The 16,345-nt window shown below is 53.7% G+C and carries 12 protein-coding genes and 1 tRNA gene; 7 read left to right on the plus strand and 6 right to left on the minus strand.

Features of this window, described 5'->3' with window-relative positions; genetic code table 11:
* Positions 1 to 3: 3 nt before the first annotated feature.
* Complete coding sequence (locus AB8B75_RS15465; protein WP_405363578.1) at positions 4 to 3,342, minus strand: DUF3971 domain-containing protein; 3,339 nt, start codon at positions 3,340 to 3,342, stop codon at positions 4 to 6.
* Positions 3,343 to 3,465: 123 nt separating this feature from the next.
* Here AB8B75_RS15465 and AB8B75_RS15470 point away from each other — a divergent pair, with 123 nt between their 5' ends.
* Positions 3,466 to 3,927: a peroxiredoxin gene (locus AB8B75_RS15470; RefSeq protein WP_405363580.1), complete on the plus strand. Its 462-nt coding sequence runs from the start codon at positions 3,466 to 3,468 to the stop codon at positions 3,925 to 3,927.
* 1,114 nt (positions 3,928 to 5,041) lie between these two features.
* On the opposite strand, the gene AB8B75_RS15475 is transcribed toward AB8B75_RS15470, so the two are convergent.
* Together AB8B75_RS15475 and AB8B75_RS15480 are read right to left on the minus strand one after the other, a co-directional pair.
* Positions 5,042 to 5,419: a hypothetical protein gene (locus AB8B75_RS15475; protein WP_405363582.1), complete on the minus strand. Its 378-nt coding sequence runs from the start codon at positions 5,417 to 5,419 to the stop codon at positions 5,042 to 5,044.
* 528 nt (positions 5,420 to 5,947) lie between these two features.
* A tRNA-Leu gene (locus AB8B75_RS15480) sits at positions 5,948 to 6,031 on the minus strand.
* A 338-nt stretch (positions 6,032 to 6,369) separates the two neighbouring features.
* On the opposite strand from AB8B75_RS15480, the gene AB8B75_RS15485 reads away from it, so the two are divergent.
* Positions 6,370 to 6,888, plus strand: coding sequence for a Hint domain-containing protein (locus tag AB8B75_RS15485; RefSeq protein WP_405363583.1), 519 nt, complete (start codon positions 6,370 to 6,372; stop codon positions 6,886 to 6,888).
* On the opposite strand, the gene AB8B75_RS15490 is transcribed toward AB8B75_RS15485, so the two are convergent.
* On the minus strand, positions 6,885 to 8,546 hold the full coding sequence (locus tag AB8B75_RS15490) for an NAD(P)H-hydrate dehydratase (RefSeq protein WP_405363584.1): 1,662 nt from the start codon (positions 8,544 to 8,546) through the stop codon (positions 6,885 to 6,887). The two genes, AB8B75_RS15485 and AB8B75_RS15490, sit on opposite strands and share 4 nt — an antisense overlap.
* 165 nt (positions 8,547 to 8,711) lie before the next feature.
* Between AB8B75_RS15490 and AB8B75_RS15495 the strand changes: the two genes are divergently transcribed.
* The 3 genes from AB8B75_RS15495 (at position 8,712) to AB8B75_RS15505 (ending at position 11,606) form a co-directional block, all read left to right on the plus strand.
* Positions 8,712 to 9,050, plus strand: coding sequence for a P-II family nitrogen regulator (locus tag AB8B75_RS15495; protein ID WP_405363585.1), 339 nt, complete (start codon positions 8,712 to 8,714; stop codon positions 9,048 to 9,050).
* Positions 9,051 to 9,098: 48 nt separating this feature from the next.
* Entirely contained in the window at positions 9,099 to 10,502 is a 1,404-nt protein-coding gene (gene glnA, locus AB8B75_RS15500) for a type I glutamate--ammonia ligase (protein ID WP_405363586.1), read from the plus strand.
* A gap of 177 nt (positions 10,503 to 10,679) precedes the next feature.
* A complete protein-coding gene (locus AB8B75_RS15505) occupies positions 10,680 to 11,606 on the plus strand; it encodes an alpha/beta fold hydrolase (protein ID WP_405363587.1) in 927 nt (308 codons plus the stop codon).
* Here AB8B75_RS15505 and AB8B75_RS15510 read toward each other — a convergent pair.
* Positions 11,595 to 12,332 (minus strand): heme-dependent oxidative N-demethylase family protein, encoded by a 738-nt coding sequence (locus AB8B75_RS15510; RefSeq protein ID WP_405363589.1) that lies wholly within the window; start codon positions 12,330 to 12,332, stop codon positions 11,595 to 11,597. The two genes, AB8B75_RS15505 and AB8B75_RS15510, sit on opposite strands and share 12 nt — an antisense overlap.
* A gap of 129 nt (positions 12,333 to 12,461) precedes the next feature.
* Here AB8B75_RS15510 and dddP point away from each other — a divergent pair, with 129 nt between their 5' ends.
* Together dddP and AB8B75_RS15520 are read left to right on the plus strand one after the other, a co-directional pair.
* Positions 12,462 to 13,802, plus strand: coding sequence for a dimethylsulfonioproprionate lyase DddP (gene dddP, locus AB8B75_RS15515; protein WP_405363591.1), 1,341 nt, complete (start codon positions 12,462 to 12,464; stop codon positions 13,800 to 13,802).
* A gap of 422 nt (positions 13,803 to 14,224) precedes the next feature.
* The gene (locus tag AB8B75_RS15520; RefSeq protein WP_405363592.1) at positions 14,225 to 15,445 is read left to right on the plus strand and encodes an alpha/beta fold hydrolase; all 1,221 of its coding nucleotides are present in this window, start codon (positions 14,225 to 14,227) and stop codon (positions 15,443 to 15,445) included.
* Between the two features lie 315 nt (positions 15,446 to 15,760).
* Here the strand turns inward: AB8B75_RS15520 and AB8B75_RS15525 are convergent, their stop codons facing one another.
* Positions 15,761 to 16,327 (minus strand): hypothetical protein, encoded by a 567-nt coding sequence (locus tag AB8B75_RS15525; RefSeq protein WP_405363593.1) that lies wholly within the window; start codon positions 16,325 to 16,327, stop codon positions 15,761 to 15,763.
* Between the last annotated feature and the right edge of the window lie 18 nt (positions 16,328 to 16,345).

Genomic DNA, 16,345 nt, shown 5'->3' on the forward strand with positions numbered 1-16,345 from the left:
GCTCTAGCGATCTTCCCCCCGGGTTACAACAGGTGGTTTGCGCTCGACGACGGGCGGCGGCGTTTCGCCTTCTTCAAGCGGCACGCCTGGCTTTGGTCCACGGAAAAGATTGCGAATACCACCAGGCGTCAATGCGGTCAGCGGATTGACAAAAACATCGGGCTCCTTGGCCGTTCCGGTGAGCGAATAATTGAACGCGAAGAGCCCTTCCCCTTTGCGGGTAAAGATACTGCCCACGCTGTTCAGAATGTAGACCGGCGTGATAACGCCCTGCATTTGTAATTTTCCACTATCTAGCGCGTAAATACCATCCATCGATATTCCCATTGATGGCCCCACGGCGCTGCCTTCCCGCAAGGTGATTTGCGATGGAGTGAGGCGGAAATCTGCGCTGACTTCGGAGAAATAGAGACTGTCGCCCCCTTCCACGTTGAAGAGCCCCACAATGGAGACCGCATTGAGCAACGCGGCCATTGCTGGGGCATCGACGATGCTGGTCTCCAGAACGCGCAGATTGCCGTCAAACGCGCCGCCTTTTCCAACCGGATTCAACACCAGTTCAAATTGCCCGCCGCGCGCCTGTTTCATGACGTTTGCAGATGAGAAAACGGCCCCGGCATCATTGGCTGTCAACCGTATGGCGCTGCGCCCCCCTTGCGGAAGCATGCGACCGTTGACTTGTGCGCCCCCGTTGATCTTGCCGGTAAAACTGCCATCCAGACCGGAACCAGTGGTAAAATTTCCACGCAGATCACGCACGGCGATCGTATCCGAAACCTGCAACCGGTCCAATGTGACCGTCAAGGGTGTCGGGTCGCCGGAAGGTGGCTGATCCGGAAAATCCGCGCGACGCAGGTCCAAAGTCCCGCCGCGCAACTCGACCCCCACCGGTACTCCAGCCCCGCGTCCAACCAGATCCACAGAGACGTCCAACCAATTCGACACGCGAAGTTCTGACAATCGCACCCGATCAAGCTGCCCCGCGCCAGACAGAAGAATGTCCCCGCTTGCAGCCAGACCCGGAGCGTCCAAAGACATTGCCTCCACCGTGGGCACGTCTGTCAGAGTTGCGGTGAGTTTGAAGTCCGCTGCCGTGCCCGATGGCTTAGACCACCCGACAGGCGGAATCGATAGCGTCACCCCCTTGAGATCGGATGTGAGGGTTAGTTTAGGCGGTTGGTTCTTGACCAATTCGACACTGATATCGGCTTTGCCCAACCCCGTCACGTATTCTGGCGGCAGTCCGATTTTGAGCGTTTCAAGGGCCTCAGGGGAGATATCAATTGCACCTGTAACAAACCCTGGTGCGCCCGGTTTGCCTAAAGGTTGTTGCCATTGCACATCAAAAGGCACTCCGTCTAGATCGCCTGGCCCGCCCAGTGTTACCATTTCATCAGAGGCCACAAGAGACAGCGCCGGCGCACTGATGACGCGATCTTTGATCAGTGCCGTGCTGCGCAGTGATGTAACCTGACCGGTGACGTGGAAATCCACCTCCTCAACTTGGGCTTTCTTTTTGAGTGGCAAAGCCAATGTGCCTTCAATCTTTGCTTGGCCTTGAGCCAGTGTCACCGGCTCTCCGGCCTTGGTCATCACTTCAAGCGGCGGTTGGTCCAATAAGGACAGGGCGGCTGTGATCGATGATTGCGTGCGAAGGCGAACAACGGCAGGCGTATCCTCCTTGGCTTTGGTGTCTGGGATGATAAAGGACGTGCCCGCCAGGTTGACCTGCCCGCCTTGGGGCGCTTCGATCTCGCCTTTGTCAACCATCAAAACAAAGCGGTCTTGCAGGATCGAAGCATGTCCCTGTGCCCCCTTAATCAACGGCATTTCCTTGAGGAATTGGACGTCGGTTTCACGGAAATCAAATCCCAGAAATGTTTCTGGCTCAGTGCCCTCGCGCCACCGCAAAACGGCGCTGATGTCACGAAGGGAGGCGGACACCAGGTTTTCACTCAGCCAGTTTCTGGTCTTTTGCTTGACCGCAATAGGCCACAATTCCATCAACCGCTTTGAACCAAAGCTGTCGATTTGCGCGTCGGCGGCTATGTTCCAGCCTTTTTTGTTTGCGCCTACTGTACCACTGGCAACAAGCCGATGCCCTTGATCGATGACTTGCAACCGCCCGACCTGCAGAGAAAATGGACGCGGTGTCAGGCGAAAATCCAGCTCGGCCTCTGTTATGGAAACGGGTGTTTGGTAAAAATCAAGCGGGTTGATTTCAAGATCGGTCAGCCTGAGTTGACCCACCAGATCCTCGATACGCCCTTGTCCGTCATCCGCCAAGGCAGCCGTGCCTTCCAACCGGCCGCTCACCCATTCGCTCTTCACGGAGAGTTCGTCAAATTGCAGCATCCGCGTGCTCGGGACATAGCTGAAATAGCTACGCGCGCCTTCGATTGGAATGGCCTTGGTTTCCAGTGTCGGTTGGATCACCCCTGCCCCGATCTGAAAAGTCGCGTTCAACGGTTCAAATGTGCCACCTTCGTTCATGCCGCCCCTTAAAGACCCGGAAATCGGCGCACGCAAAGCGCGGAGCCAGCCAAATGCTGGCCCTTGAACAGCAACGTCAACAGCATCGACATTGGCGAATGTGATGCCAAATCGAGAGGCTGTCTCACCTATGCGACCGGCATAGCTAGCGGCAACTGTCGCAACTTCCGCGCCACCGCCCAGGATCGCAACATCGATGCTCACACTCAAGGCATCTCCGTTGCGTAAGATGCTCAATCGTCCGCCATCAATGGTCCAGGCGCGACCGGACCTTTGATCATCATATCGCAGTGTCAAGCCTTGCAGATTGGCTTCTGTGAGCTGGGACAGGCCGGAACTTAACAGAATGTCATCCAAATCAGAAACAAGTTGCACCAAATTTGGCGCGCGCCGGACAGGCGGCGCGGTCCCGGTGCCAGACGACAGGGCGATGCCGCCCTCCTGGTCGCGGCGGAGGTTGAGAAAAACGCCATTGAGGTCAATGGACTTCAGTTGAAGTTGTCTCTGGACCAAACCGCCCAATGACAAACTCGCGCGCACTTCGGAAAAGGTGACGATTTCACCACCCTCCGGTGTCTTGGCGCGCACATCACGTACCCGCGCGCGGGGAAGCCAGCCTTTGTCCACGATCAAGACAATTTCACCGTACGTGACTTCGGCATTGGGGATCAGGTTGGCCAATCGGCTATCAATGTGTCCCCTGGCCCAGTCTGGTACAACGATATCGCGATCCTTGACCCATATCAGTGCGCTCCCGGCCCCGATCAGAAGCAGGATTAACAAAAGCCAAACCGCGACGCGTGACTTTCGACGGGGCGGTTTGTCGGGAGCGGTTGGTTCAGGTTTCAAAGCGAGATCTGGTTTCTTGTGTTAGGTCACGTCGTTTGGCAAATCTTGTGTTAGGGCCTTCCCTCTGGCTTGCGCGGCTCTACCATAACTTAGCGTGTTAACATTAAAACCGAAGAGAGACCCATGCCAGAGATTTCGCAAGCTGCTCCTGATTTCACCCTGCCCAGCACTGATGGAGGCGACGTCACCCTTTCCGCTTTGCAGGGAAAACCCATCGTACTGTTCTTCTATCCGCGCGACAACACGCCCGGCTGTGCCAAGGAAAGCATTGGTTTTTCGGAGAACCGTGCCGCGTTTGAGGCAGCAGGTGCTGTGGTTTTTGGCATCTCAAAGGACAGTATGGCCAGCCACGAAAAATTTGTCAGCAAAAAGAGCCTGACCGTGCCGCTGTTATCCGACGAGCACGGTTCCACCTGTGAAGACTATGGAGTTTGGAAAGAAAAGAGCATGTACGGCAAGAAATTCATGGGCATAGAGCGCACAACATTTCTCATAGTCGCTGATGGCACGATCTCTCAGATATGGCCAAAAGTAAAAGTCCCGGGCCACGTTGACGCGGTTTTGGAGGCGGTACAAGCGCTTTGATCCCGCGCATTTTACACAATGCAGTATCCGACTTCTCGAAGTTTCGAAGGTCGCGCCCATGGATCCATGTGGAGCGATTTGGTTGCGAAGCGCGGCAAACGGCTATTTCAAATGAATAGATCAACACTATGGCGCACTAATCCGGAACCAAAAGTAATTCAGAGTGCTAGGTTTTATCCATCGTCAGGAGCCAGATGCACAAATGGAACGAAACGCCAATGTGACGTTCAATGCGGCGGGAAGCGCGGTTAAATGACACACCGGCAATAGCCAAAACCGTGGCTAAAGACATCCTTATAGGATGTCGGTCTGGCAAATGGCATTACTGGACCTTACGAAGCGCCTTGGCGGCGACAATTAATTCCAGAAGAACGTCTCACCCGGACCGCCGGGCCATGGCTTGTGGGTCTGAGGGATGGCTATGGCGTTAGGATGATCCGCCATTTCCAATGCTTCACCCATGCTACCAGCCCAAGCATAACCCCTTCGAGCGTCGAAGCCATCAGGCGAGTGGCGAACAATTATTTTCCAAACATATTTCATGAATCCACGGTGGATAGAAAATACAAATAAATGGTTAACGCGCAGGGAGTTCGCTCTTGGCAACTGCGACATGTCGAAAAATTGGGCATTTCTAGATGCAATAGTGATAAAATTCTAAGACGCAGGCGGAACGTATGGGGGAATTGATGTAATCGCATCCATTTCGTCAGTACTTCCTTCGTTTCACTGGAAGGGTTCTTCTGAGCGGCAATGCCTTTTAAATGCTATCAATAATTTTGGTGACGATACCTTCGCCGGTCACGTTTTCGAAATTACTGGTACCGGTACCGGCGCCGATAACCCGTGTTTTCGCGTTACCCTCTGCCGCTCCGCCACCTGGTTGTGAACTTGTCTGCACCTTCGCCAAACATGGAATCCCGCTGATAGGCTCCGCTCCAACCATAACCCATTCTCCAGTGCTGGCGCATGTCGATTGGTCAGCCCAGACTTGTCTCTACGAAGCCACCTCGTCTCTGATGATCTGAAAAAACAAATTACGATCAATTGGTTCGAACCAATCCTCGCTTAACAGATTTTGTTTCCGGTTGCCTGAACGACCGCTAGGAGCATTCTAAACTTGTTGCCAGAGTTGAACGACATTGCCTTCTGGATCGACAATATCTTGAACCAGATGTTGCCTAAACATCCATTGGTTCGCGCCGGGGAGGGTGGCCCCTCCGCAATCAGATAGAGTATTCAGAGCCGATGGCAGGGAAGAAACCTGAAAGATTGGCTTTATTGGTGTCGTAGAACGTACTATCGGCGGTCTTTCAATCACGATTTGAGAAGCGATTTCTTCAGGCGTCTGAAGGATAATCAGTTCGGCTTCTTTGTGCCCGACGATGGCGAATTCACCGTCGCTACTTTCGATCAGTTGACCGCCGAGAGCTGTATAGAACTTGGTCAAGCATTCGAGGCTCTTCGCATACAACACTGCGCCTTTCAGCATTCTGCTCCCTTTCTGGGTCTCTGCAAAACGGGTCGGAACCCGTGGTAGCAGACATTCTGGCAAGTCGCAGCATCAATCATTTTCCCCCCCTGGCCGACATCCAAGTACCTCTTCGGCTTGCCAAGAAATCGGAGCACATCGTCAACAGTGACCGCTCTTGTGCCAAACGTACAGAACCCGGCGCCGTAGGCACCGCATTCATGCAGAAGCCGCAGCTCTTTCCTTGCATGGATATCTTCGATGATCACCGCTTGAACCGAGTGGACAATGAGTTGTTCGAGGAGGCTTGGTCCCTGCCCTTGGATGGCCCTGCGCTTTGTTTTGAAACATCGATCCCAGTGTCAGTCGGTTCTGGCTGGCCATATCAAAATTGGTATGGCTGCACGCGATCAAAGCTTTGGTGTCACTGGCAACGACCTATGCCTCAAAATGTCGATTGATCAATCCAACTGAGGTGCCCGCGAAAAAGGATTGATAAGCCACTAACAAGCATAAGGTGTTGGAGTTTATCAATCAATTTCGCGAACCTGGTGCGGGTGAAAGGACTTGAACCTTCACTCCGTGAGGAACTGGTACCTAAAACCAGCGCGTCTACCATTCCGCCACACCCGCACGGTGAGATGATTAGGGTACCGCCGTCATAGTTGCAAGTCTTGTTGCCTTACAAAAGAAGTGTTGCGGAAAGTGCAATTTTTTCTTCGAAATGGGATCACATGCGCGCAACGAGTGACCTAGCAAACGCATTGAGACTAAGCTGACTGTCAAAGTTCGCGGTATACGCTATCGGGAAATCCCGCCAGCTTTTCAACAGATCAAAATCTCTAACCAATTAAGATCATTGATTTTTGGTCAGGCTAGAGTTGTGGATCCCTAAGTTTTTCTGCAACATTAAGGAAACGTTATTCTAAACTGTGATCAAATAGTTTCTGTGGTGAAAAAGGAACAACTGCATGAAACCGAAAACGATCGAGAGTTTGAGCAGTGATCGTGGCAGCACGGATCAAATTGCAGCATTCGAACGATCCAGCGCCGGGTTGGTATCCGGGGCTCGTATTCTGACTTTACGAGCCATGCAACCGGTAGAAAAGTTACGTGTCGGCGATTCCGTGATTACCCGCGCCCGAGGTGCGGTACGCATAACTGAGATCAAGACCGTCAGTCTGGTCACACGCGCCGTTTACATTATTGCCGGTTCCATAGGCCACTATAGAAAAGATCGTGATGCGCTGGTGGCAGCGGATCAAACTGTATTACTGCGCGACTGGCGCGCGCGCGCCTTGTTTGGCCAGAAATCTGCGCTCGTCCGTGCAAGCGCGTTGATCGACGGCGAGTTTGTCCGCGATCTCGGGCAACAAGCGATTACCCTGCACCGCATTTACTGTGGCACGCCGCAGATTATTTTTGCGGACGGCCTGGAATTGGGTACGGCAGACGCCCGCGCTTGCCATCCTCTGCGCCAGATGGCTTAGCCCACAAGAGATCGCATGACTTTAGGCAATTCCTCGGGCAAGTCTTCTGCGATCAGCCCGGGGCCGAACGACAGAGCGCATTCGACATGTAACCATACTGCGGCTTCGGCTGCGACGGTCAAATCGGCCGATGCGGGAGGGGCCGCAAGCCCTGCGATCAGACCTGCAAGCACATCCCCAGCGCCTGCCGTGGCCAGCCATGGTACCGCACGGTCATAGGCGGCAGCATGAAGGCCAGCGCGACCATTGGGGTCCGCGATGACAGTGTCACGACCCTTTAGTAAAACAACGCATCCGGCTCGCCTGGCGGCTTCGCGGACGACGTCGACCTTGGAACATCCTCTGCGCTCAAGCTCTGCCAGATCCGGAAACAACCGCCTGAATTCGCCTTGATGTGGGGTCAAGATGGTTCTGCAATGAGTATGTTCAAAAAGCACTTCTGGCGCGTCGGCAAAGCTGGTCAGGGCGTCGGCGTCCAAGATGACCGCCGGATTTCGTCCGGCCTCGTTTTCTGTTTGACGCGCAAGAACCTCGCCTACCAATGCTTTCGTTTTCGAACCGACACCCAATCCCGGACCGACACAAAATGCTGACACCCTTGCGTCAGCTACAGAATTCAATTCCATCGGATCATCCAGCCCGTGCAACATTATCGCGTTCAAATGCGTGGCATTCTCTAAAATGGCCGCCTTGGGACAAACCAGCGTCACCAACCCGGCACCACTGCGCAAGGCTGCGCGCGCCGCCATTCGCCCTGCCCCGCCTGTACCAACCCCGCCAGCGAACACAATTACATGACCAAAATCGTATTTGTGCGCGCGGCCCCGCATTTTGGGCAGAAGGCTTAGGGGCCAATTGGCATCTACGGCATTCTTCGCAGTCGCGTTTTCTACACGATCAATCAAAGTGAGGTGAGCCTCTTCCTTCTCTGTTGCCGTCCCTGCCGGGTTCGAGCCCACGCCCGCAGGACCAAGCCCAATATCAACAACACAAAGGGCGCCACAATGATCCGGTCCCCGTCCTAAATAGTGGCCCGGTTTTGGTGAATGAAAGGTCACGGTCAGATCTGCATATATCTGGCTTTTTGGGGAATGAGCATCTGCGTCGAATGGTGTCGCAGCAATGTATCCGGTATCCAGATTTAGCCCCGACGGGCAATCCACAGCCACTCTGAATACCCGATCTTCGCGTTTCCGGCCTTTTTCTCTTGAGGCATCCAGAACGCTTGCCACGATTTGGGGCAAAGCCCGTGTCAATCCGATGCCGAAAACCGCGTCAACGACCACATCCGGTTTTTTGCCGACCAGTATCGCGTCGGGATCCCAGGGATGTACTGCATGAACGTGCGCCCATCGATCATGATTCCTCCGCGCATCAGGAGGTAGTTTTTCCGGATCGCCAAAGAGATATAAATCGACCAAGAAACCAATTTTTGAAAGTAGCCGTGCAATCACGAATCCATCTCCGCCATTGTTCCCCGGTCCACACAGGACAAGCGCACGAGATGGTTTTTTCGCCAATGTGGGCATATGATCCATCAGCGCGCTTACAACACCCTGGCCTGCCCGTTCCATGAGTTCCAAACCAGTGACAACACCGGAATTGATTGCGGCCCGTTCATGGTCACGCATCTGTTGCGCTGTAAGCAATTCGATCATGTTAACTCCCGTGTTTCATTTGTGATTACTTTTTAATCAATAAGTTTGTTTTTTAATCGCAATTTTGCCATTTCCCTTGACCTGTCCAAGCAGTGTAGGCCTATCAATGGACCCTGCCAGCCCTTAGTGGTCTGTGCAAAAGAAGCTGCTCTAAGGGAGGCCATCATGAAAAAAATCGAAGCGGTTATCAAACCGTTCAAGCTCGACGAGGTCAAAGAGGCTCTACAAGAAGTCGGCGTTCAAGGCCTGTCCGTGATTGAAGTCAAAGGATTTGGCCGCCAGAAAGGCCACACCGAACTCTATCGGGGCGCTGAATACGTTGTGGACTTCCTGCCCAAGGTGAAAATTGAAATCGTTCTTGACGACGACATGGTCGACGCCGCCATCGAGGCCATTGTGAACGCGGCAAAAACGGAGAAAATCGGAGACGGTAAAATTTTCGTGACACCGGTTGAACAGTCCATTCGTATCCGGACGGGCGAAACAGGCTCCGACGCGCTCTGAGCTACGCCCACCAATACCATCATTCCAATCAAGAGGGATTTTAAGAGAATGAGCACAGAACTTCTGAAAATGATCAAGGATGACGATATCGAGTACGTCGATATCCGCTTCACCGACCCGCGCGGGAAACTGCAGCACGTGACTGTTATGTCCGATCAGGTTGACGAAGACTTCCTGGAAGAAGGTTTCATGTTCGATGGTTCCTCCATCGAGGGTTGGAAATCCATCGAAGCATCCGACATGAAACTGATGCCCGAGACGGATAGCGCCTATATCGATCCCTTTTATGCTGAAAAAACCATTTGCCTGCATTGCTCTGTCGTAGAGCCTGACACGGGCGAAGCCTATGAGCGCGATCCACGCGGTACGGCGCAGAAAGCCGAAGAATACCTTAAATCCACCGGCATCGGTGATGTGGCCTATATGGGACCAGAGGCGGAGTTCTTTCTGTTCGACAACGTAAGATACTCAAACACAATCAATAAAGTGTCTTATGAAGTTGATGCTGTTGATGCCTCTTGGAACACCGATACCGAATATGAGATGGGCAATATGGGCCACCGTCCGGGCGTCAAGGGTGGCTATTTCCCTGTGAACCCGACCGATGAATCTCAAGACCTGCGTTCAGAAATGCTCTCCACCATGAAACGGCTGGGCATGAAGGTGGACAAGCACCACCACGAAGTGGCGTCCTGTCAGCACGAACTGGGTTTGATTTTCGACAGCCTGACCAAACAGGCTGATGAACTGCAAAAATACAAATACGTGATCCACAATGTGGCCCATGCTTACGGTAAATCAGCAACTTTCATGCCGAAACCCATTGCTGGTGACAACGGAACGGGCATGCACGTAAACATGTCGATCTGGAAAGACGGGAAACCGGTTTTTGCCGGCGACAAGTATGCAGACCTCAGCCAGGAAGCACTGTATTTTATCGGTGGTATTCTCAAGCACGCCAAAACGCTCAACGCGTTTACCAATCCTGGTACCAACAGCTACAAGCGATTGATTCCTGGTTTTGAAGCCCCCGTGCTGCGTGCCTATTCTGCACGTAACCGTTCGGGTTGTGTTCGGATTCCATGGACGGAAAGCCCCAAGGCCAAGCGTGTCGAAGCTCGTTTTCCTGATCCATCTGCAAACCCCTATCTGTGCTTTGCAGCGCTGTTGATGGCTGGTCTCGACGGTATCACCAACAAAATCGATCCTGGCGAGGCAATGGACAAAAACCTCTATGATCTGCCGGCAGAAGAGCTCGCAGGTATCCCCACTGTATGCGGGTCCTTGCGCGAAGCCATGGAAGCCTTGGAAGCTGATCACGACTTCCTGATCAAGGGTGATGTTTTCACAAAAGATCAGATCGATGGTTACATCGCTCTGAAAATGGAAGAAATCGAGCAGTACGAACATACGCCGCACCCGGTGGAGTTCGCTATGTACTACAGCTGCTGATTACAGGTTTCGCGAAAAGCGACCAAATCAGTACCACATAGTCGTTGTGAAAGGCGCCCCTTTGCGGGCGCCTTTTTTGCGTTCTGAGCACCGCTTTGAATGCTTATTTTGAAAATTCTACTTTTTGGTGCATGATTGTTTAACATTTTAGGCCCTTTTTTTTATGGAGATGCATTGATGACGCTGTTTTTCTCGCGCCGCACGTACAACGCTTCCAAATCCAAATTCACCAACAATCCAGCTCAGGTTACCCGTTACGTTCAGATCACCCAAGGACCAGACTCAGATGGAAAATGGCAAGGTGGCATCATCGGCCAGAAGGACTGGCTGGATCAGGTGGATGCAGAAGGCGACACCGATGAGGTGATGATTTTCGTGCATGGCTTCAACAACGATCAGTTTGATGTCATGCGCCGGTTTAGCAAGATCAAGAAAGGGCTGCGAGAGAACGGCTATCGCGGAGCGTTCGTTGCGTTCGACTGGCCCAGCGAAGGCAATGTTCTTGCCTACGACAACGACAAACGAAACGCCAAGGCCACCGCGCGTCACCTGGTCGAAGATGGGATTGTTCCCCTGACCGAGCGCGCGCCAAAACGTAAAATCAACCTGATAGCACATTCGATGGGCGCTTACCTTACCTTGCGCGCGCTGTCGGACTTTGACGATGCTGCAACCTCCGGGTCCGGAAGTTGGAGCCTGAATGAGATCATGTTTGTCTCAGGGGATGCGGATGCGCGCTGGTTCGGGCGCGGCGCTTGGGCATCGTTGCTACTGGGACATCGAAGCAAGAGGTTTACCAACTATTTCAGCCAATTGGACGGAACTCTTAGCCTTCCAGCCGTCATCGGAAACGGGCTGCAGAAACGTGTAGGCCGTGCCGGTATGCCTCCGATGATTCACAAAAATCATGTCGATATCTACAGCCACGAGCAATTCCTCAAAGACGTCGCGCATGAGGATCAGACACCCGCCTACTCGCACCAGTGGTGGTTTGACAATGACAAGTTTTACAAAGATGTGGCCCTGACGCTTGCCGGGCAAGATGCGAAAGATATGCCCACGAGACGGAAGATGAACACAACTGATCTGGCGCTACTTAGTTGACCGTGCGGCCACGTAGGTATGAATTGAAAAAACTACTGATTTGGTCACCGGCAAACGGAGAATGCTTTGGCGTTCTGCGCGCTGGTAATTTGCCCGCGCCTCCCCAGGGGTGATCTGGCGCGGTTCGTTTGCGGAACGGGGTTGGTACAAGTCCGGGTCATCGTACCAGAGCCGGTTGTATCGCCACAACGGTCGCCCGACTTGTACTCCATCAAAAAGGCGTTGGATGCGTTGAGCCAAGCGGTCGTCGTACTCATCCACGGTGTCATGGATTCCGATCAAAGGGCGGCCGACCTTCTCACTCAAACGCCAGCTTGCCGGAAAGCATAAGATGGCGCCGACCAGCACATGCGCTCTGTCTCTTTTGTCCATAATGCAGATGTCTTCCTGCAAGAGATTTCCGAGAACAATCAAAGGCGCGTCGCTCTGCAAATCGACGACGTTTCCATCGGGGCAACGGCAGTCTGATCCCGACAGGGTGAAGCCCAGAGCCGACAAATGCGGGATAACTTCCGCCAATACTTCTTCAGCGGCATTCTCTGCGGCTGGCTCCAGCCAATAGACATCGTTGCGCCGGGTCTGGATTAGCGAACGCCGGTACGCCATCTGTCCGGAATAGGCCTCGTCTACATGCAACCAGGCCCGCGGATCCAGCGCTTGAATACCAGGCAACGCCCTCTTTTCGCGCATGTCCAGTGGGATGCGGTCTTGCAATATCTCGGTCATAACAGGCGTTTAGCGCTGCAACTGGCCAGTGTCTTCAAAAAACGACGCGCAAATCTGTCGCAATCAAACAAACCTGGGCGGTTTTTTTAGGCTCAAGTTACCTGCGTGACGGATTTCTTTGAGGGCCCCATGAACCAACACTACCGAGACAGGCGTAAGATTGACCCAACCTTGGGGGCAACACTTGGTGATGGGACCCCGAATGACATGGACCGCGTGGAAATCGGGCCTACGCAACTGGCTTTTGCAGAATGGGCAGCGGCTGGTTTGGAACTGCCAAACCTCGCCGAGATGCGCGCTTTCCGTCACACTCGTTTGACGCAACATGTGGTTGCACGCGACTTTGCCGGGTTGCTGATGTTTGACCCGCTCAATATTCGCTATGCAACCGACAGCACCAACATGCAACTTTGGAACACGCACAACCCGTTTCGCGCCGTGTTGCTTTGTGCCGACGGCTATATGGTCATGTGGGATTACAAAAATTCGCCATTTCTCAGCGAATTCAATCCTCTCGTGCGGGAGCAACGCGCCGGGGCCGATTTATTCTATTTTGACCGGGGTGACAAGGTGGGAGCCGCAGCAAGTGTTTTTGCCAATGAAGTACGCGAACTTCTGGCGGAACATGCGCCCGGTTTAAAACGGTTGGCCGTGGACAAAATCATGCTGCATGGCCTTCGCAGCTTGGAAGCCCATGGTTTTGAAGTGATGGACGGAGAAGAGGTCACTGAAAAATCCCGCGCAGTAAAAGGGCCAGACGAGATCAAGGCCATGCGCTGCTCGTCCCATGCCTGCGAAACGGCCGTGGGCGTGATGGAAGAGTTTGCGCGTAGCCATGTGGGCGATGGCAAGACATGCGAAATCGACATCTGGGCCGTTTTACATGCTGAAAACATTCGGCGCGGCGGCGAGTGGATTGAAACCCGTCTGCTTTCGTCCGGACCGCGCACCAACCCCTGGTTTCAGGAATGCGGGCCGCGCATTTGCCAGCGCAACGAGATCATCAGTTTTGATACGGATCTGGTGGGCGCCTATGGAATTTGCACTGATATCTCGCGCAGTTGGTGGATTGGTCCGGATAAACCGCGCGCCGATATGGTCTACGCCATGCAACACGGTGTCGAACATATTATGACCAACATGCAGATGCTGAAACCCGGTGTGATGATCCCGGAGCTGTCGGCAGGGACCCACGTACTTGATCCGGAATTCCAGAAACTCAAATATGGGTGCCTGATGCATGGCGTCGGGCTTTGCGACGAATGGCCTTTGGTCGCCTACCCGGATCAAGCTGTGGCCGGCGCGTACGACTATCCGTTGGAACCTGGCATGACGCTATGTGTCGAAGCGCTGGTCTCGGTCGAAGGTGGCGATTTCTCGATCAAGCTGGAAGATCAAGTGCTCATCACGGACGATGGATTTGAAAATTTGACCACTTACCCATTCGATCCTGTCCTAATGGGGGGCTGATGGTCTTGTTTGCTGTCAGTAACGGATTGCAATTTTTAAACTGTGCACGGTCAGGGTGTTGTGCGCGCACCCTGGTATCTGCGCGTCGTTCTAGATGAGACCACAAGGGATAGTTGAGCGATCAGATCCTGTGGCTATGGCATAGGCTAAATCAGTTACAATCGGCGCGTGTACCGCGGCTTTTGCTCGTATCGGGTGCCGATCTGTCTTGGCGCTGAAATACCTAAAGCAACTGTCAAAAAACGCCGCCTACCATAAGGCTTTGGTCGCAAGCGCGTAAACAAAAAAGTGAAAACATGCGTTTTCTTGTACACCTCTGCTGACGTAAACCACGCAACCCGTCACCTCCGCGTGAAGAGGCTGTCACAGACCTTGCCACAGGTTGGCTAGCACCCCACTCTCTCAGCCAAAGGAGCCCTGTCATGCCCACCGAACGCATTACCTTTCCCGGCCACGATGGGTCACAACTGGCCGCAAGGCTGGATCTGCCGGAAGGTCCGCATCTGGCCACCGCGATCTTTGCGCATTGCTTCACCTGCGGCAAAGACATCCCTGCGGCCCGCCGTATTGCGGCAAGACTGGCATCCATCGGAATTGCCGTCTTGAGGTTTGATTTCACTGGCTTGGGCCATTCCGGCGGGGAATTTGCCAATACGTCCTTCACTTCAAACGTGGATGATCTGATAGCGGCCAATGGGTATCTCAAGCTTCGCGCCATGACGCCTGCGTTGATCATCGGGCACTCCCTGGGCGGGGCAGCTGTTCTCAAGGCCGCATCCAAGCTTGACAACATCAAGGCTGTTGCGACAATCGGCGCTCCGTTTGACCCGGGGCACGTGACCCACAATTTCGCGGAGGCCGTGCCGAAGATCCTTTCCGAAGGGGTCGCCGAAGTCTCTTTGGGCGGACGTCCGTTCAGCATCGGCAAAGCTTTTGTCGAAGACGTAAAACAAGAGGAAATGTCGCCTGCGATTGCAGACCTTGGTGCCGCCCTGCTCGTGCTGCATGCGCCGCGCGATGAAATCGTGTCGATCGATAATGCCGGTCAGATTTTTCTCGCCGCTAAACACCCAAAGAGCTTTGTCACGCTCGACAACGCCGACCATCTGGTCACGCGCGCCGAAGACGCGGAATATGCCGCGGATGTCATCGCCACATGGGCCAGACGCTATGTTTCTCTCAAACCGCCTGCCCCTCCACCCGGTGCGCCAGAGGGTGTGCTGCGGGTATCTGAGGCAGATAGAAACGGTTTTCTGACGGATGTTACGTCTTCGGATGGGCATCACTATCTAGCCGATGAACCACTCGCCTATGGCGGGACAAACAAAGGCCTAAGCCCTTATGGGTTTTTATCCGCTGGTCTGGGTGCTTGTACGTCCATGACAATCCGGATGTACGCCCGCCGTAAAGGTTGGCCTTTGGAACATATCTCGGTGGATGTCAGTCACAACAAAGTTCACGCGCAGGACGCCGACACCACAGTTGGCGAAAAAATCGACACATGGCGTCGCCGTATTTCCCTTGCGGGCGCTTTGTCGGATGAACAACGCGCCCGTTTGCTGGAAATCGCTGACAAATGTCCGGTTCACCGCACATTGGAGCGCAGTTCGACGGTTATTACTGAACTGGCAGCACCGGTTTAGCGACGACCTCTTATTCCGCCAGCCGGTCGGTGTATTGGCGCGCTTGGTCTGGGCGGGCGCGAAAACCCAGGGTCTATGGGCTTGCTGGGCCGTACCGGTCGATCTGGACGGTCAGGTCTGCCGGGTCGGTCTGGACGATTGGGCGTGACCGGTCGATCATAGCCGTAATAGTAGTCATTCCACAAAACGGAGTCGTAATATACCGATCCGCTGGTACTGACGCCCGCCGTGTCGCATGCCGAAAGCCCAATGGCAACGCTCGTCAGAGTGACAGTGAGGCTCAGTCTTTTACGCTCAATAACCATCATTTCGCCTCTACCTAATTGCCTTAACTGATGCCATCATATCATTGATGTCATTTATAATATCGGCGTCTGACCCGGCTTCAAACACTACTACGGACACGGCGACACGGTCATTCGGGAGATCAATTGTGATGGCAGTGAATTCGAGCGATTTGCCGTCGCGACTTCCGGTGCCTGAAAAGGTTTGTGCGGGCAGTCCTGCAATGCGGCGGGTTTTGGTTTTTGCAACAACCGCGTCCTTGACGAGAAATTGGCCAATCTCTGTGAGATAGTTCCGCGCGCCCTCCAATGTGGCGACCCCGTGCGGAGAGACAAAGCCTACCCATATGCCGTCGTGCGATTCAGGTGTCATCCCAAAGATCCGTGAAACATCGCGGACATCTTCTGCATCAGGTGCGGTCAGGTCACGGATACCCCCTGTTCTGACCGACCAGAAATCAGGCACTTCCACTTGAAAGAGCGGTGTATTGCCATCGGTATACACGAGCGGCGTGCCGGCCTGCAGACCGTTTGGCAACGCAAAAACCCCTGCAATCAAAACCGTGCGTTTGAGAGAGGTCAAAAATTGTGAAACCATGGTGCTATCCCTGTTTTG

Origin of the sequence: Roseobacter sp. (genome assembly GCF_045106495.1) — a bacterium.
Lineage (GTDB): Bacteria > Pseudomonadota > Alphaproteobacteria > Rhodobacterales > Rhodobacteraceae > Roseobacter.

Excerpts from the sequence above, each read along its gene's own strand:
- dddP (WP_405363591.1), top strand. The coding sequence starts at position 12,462 with ATGAACCAACACTACCGAGACAGGCGTAAGATTGACCCAACCTTGGGG.
- AB8B75_RS15505 (WP_405363587.1), top strand. The coding sequence starts at position 10,680 with ATGACGCTGTTTTTCTCGCGCCGCACGTACAACGCTTCCAAATCCAAA.
- AB8B75_RS15490 (WP_405363584.1), bottom strand. The coding sequence starts at position 8,546 with ATGATCGAATTGCTTACAGCGCAACAGATGCGTGACCATGAACGGGCC.
- AB8B75_RS15485 (WP_405363583.1), top strand. The coding sequence starts at position 6,370 with ATGAAACCGAAAACGATCGAGAGTTTGAGCAGTGATCGTGGCAGCACG.
- AB8B75_RS15525 (WP_405363593.1), bottom strand. The coding sequence starts at position 16,327 with ATGGTTTCACAATTTTTGACCTCTCTCAAACGCACGGTTTTGATTGCA.
- glnA (WP_405363586.1), top strand. The coding sequence starts at position 9,099 with ATGAGCACAGAACTTCTGAAAATGATCAAGGATGACGATATCGAGTAC.
- AB8B75_RS15520 (WP_405363592.1), top strand. The coding sequence starts at position 14,225 with ATGCCCACCGAACGCATTACCTTTCCCGGCCACGATGGGTCACAACTG.
- AB8B75_RS15495 (WP_405363585.1), top strand. The coding sequence starts at position 8,712 with ATGAAAAAAATCGAAGCGGTTATCAAACCGTTCAAGCTCGACGAGGTC.
- AB8B75_RS15475 (WP_405363582.1), bottom strand. The coding sequence starts at position 5,419 with ATGCTGAAAGGCGCAGTGTTGTATGCGAAGAGCCTCGAATGCTTGACC.
- AB8B75_RS15470 (WP_405363580.1), top strand. The coding sequence starts at position 3,466 with ATGCCAGAGATTTCGCAAGCTGCTCCTGATTTCACCCTGCCCAGCACT.
- AB8B75_RS15510 (WP_405363589.1), bottom strand. The coding sequence starts at position 12,332 with ATGACCGAGATATTGCAAGACCGCATCCCACTGGACATGCGCGAAAAG.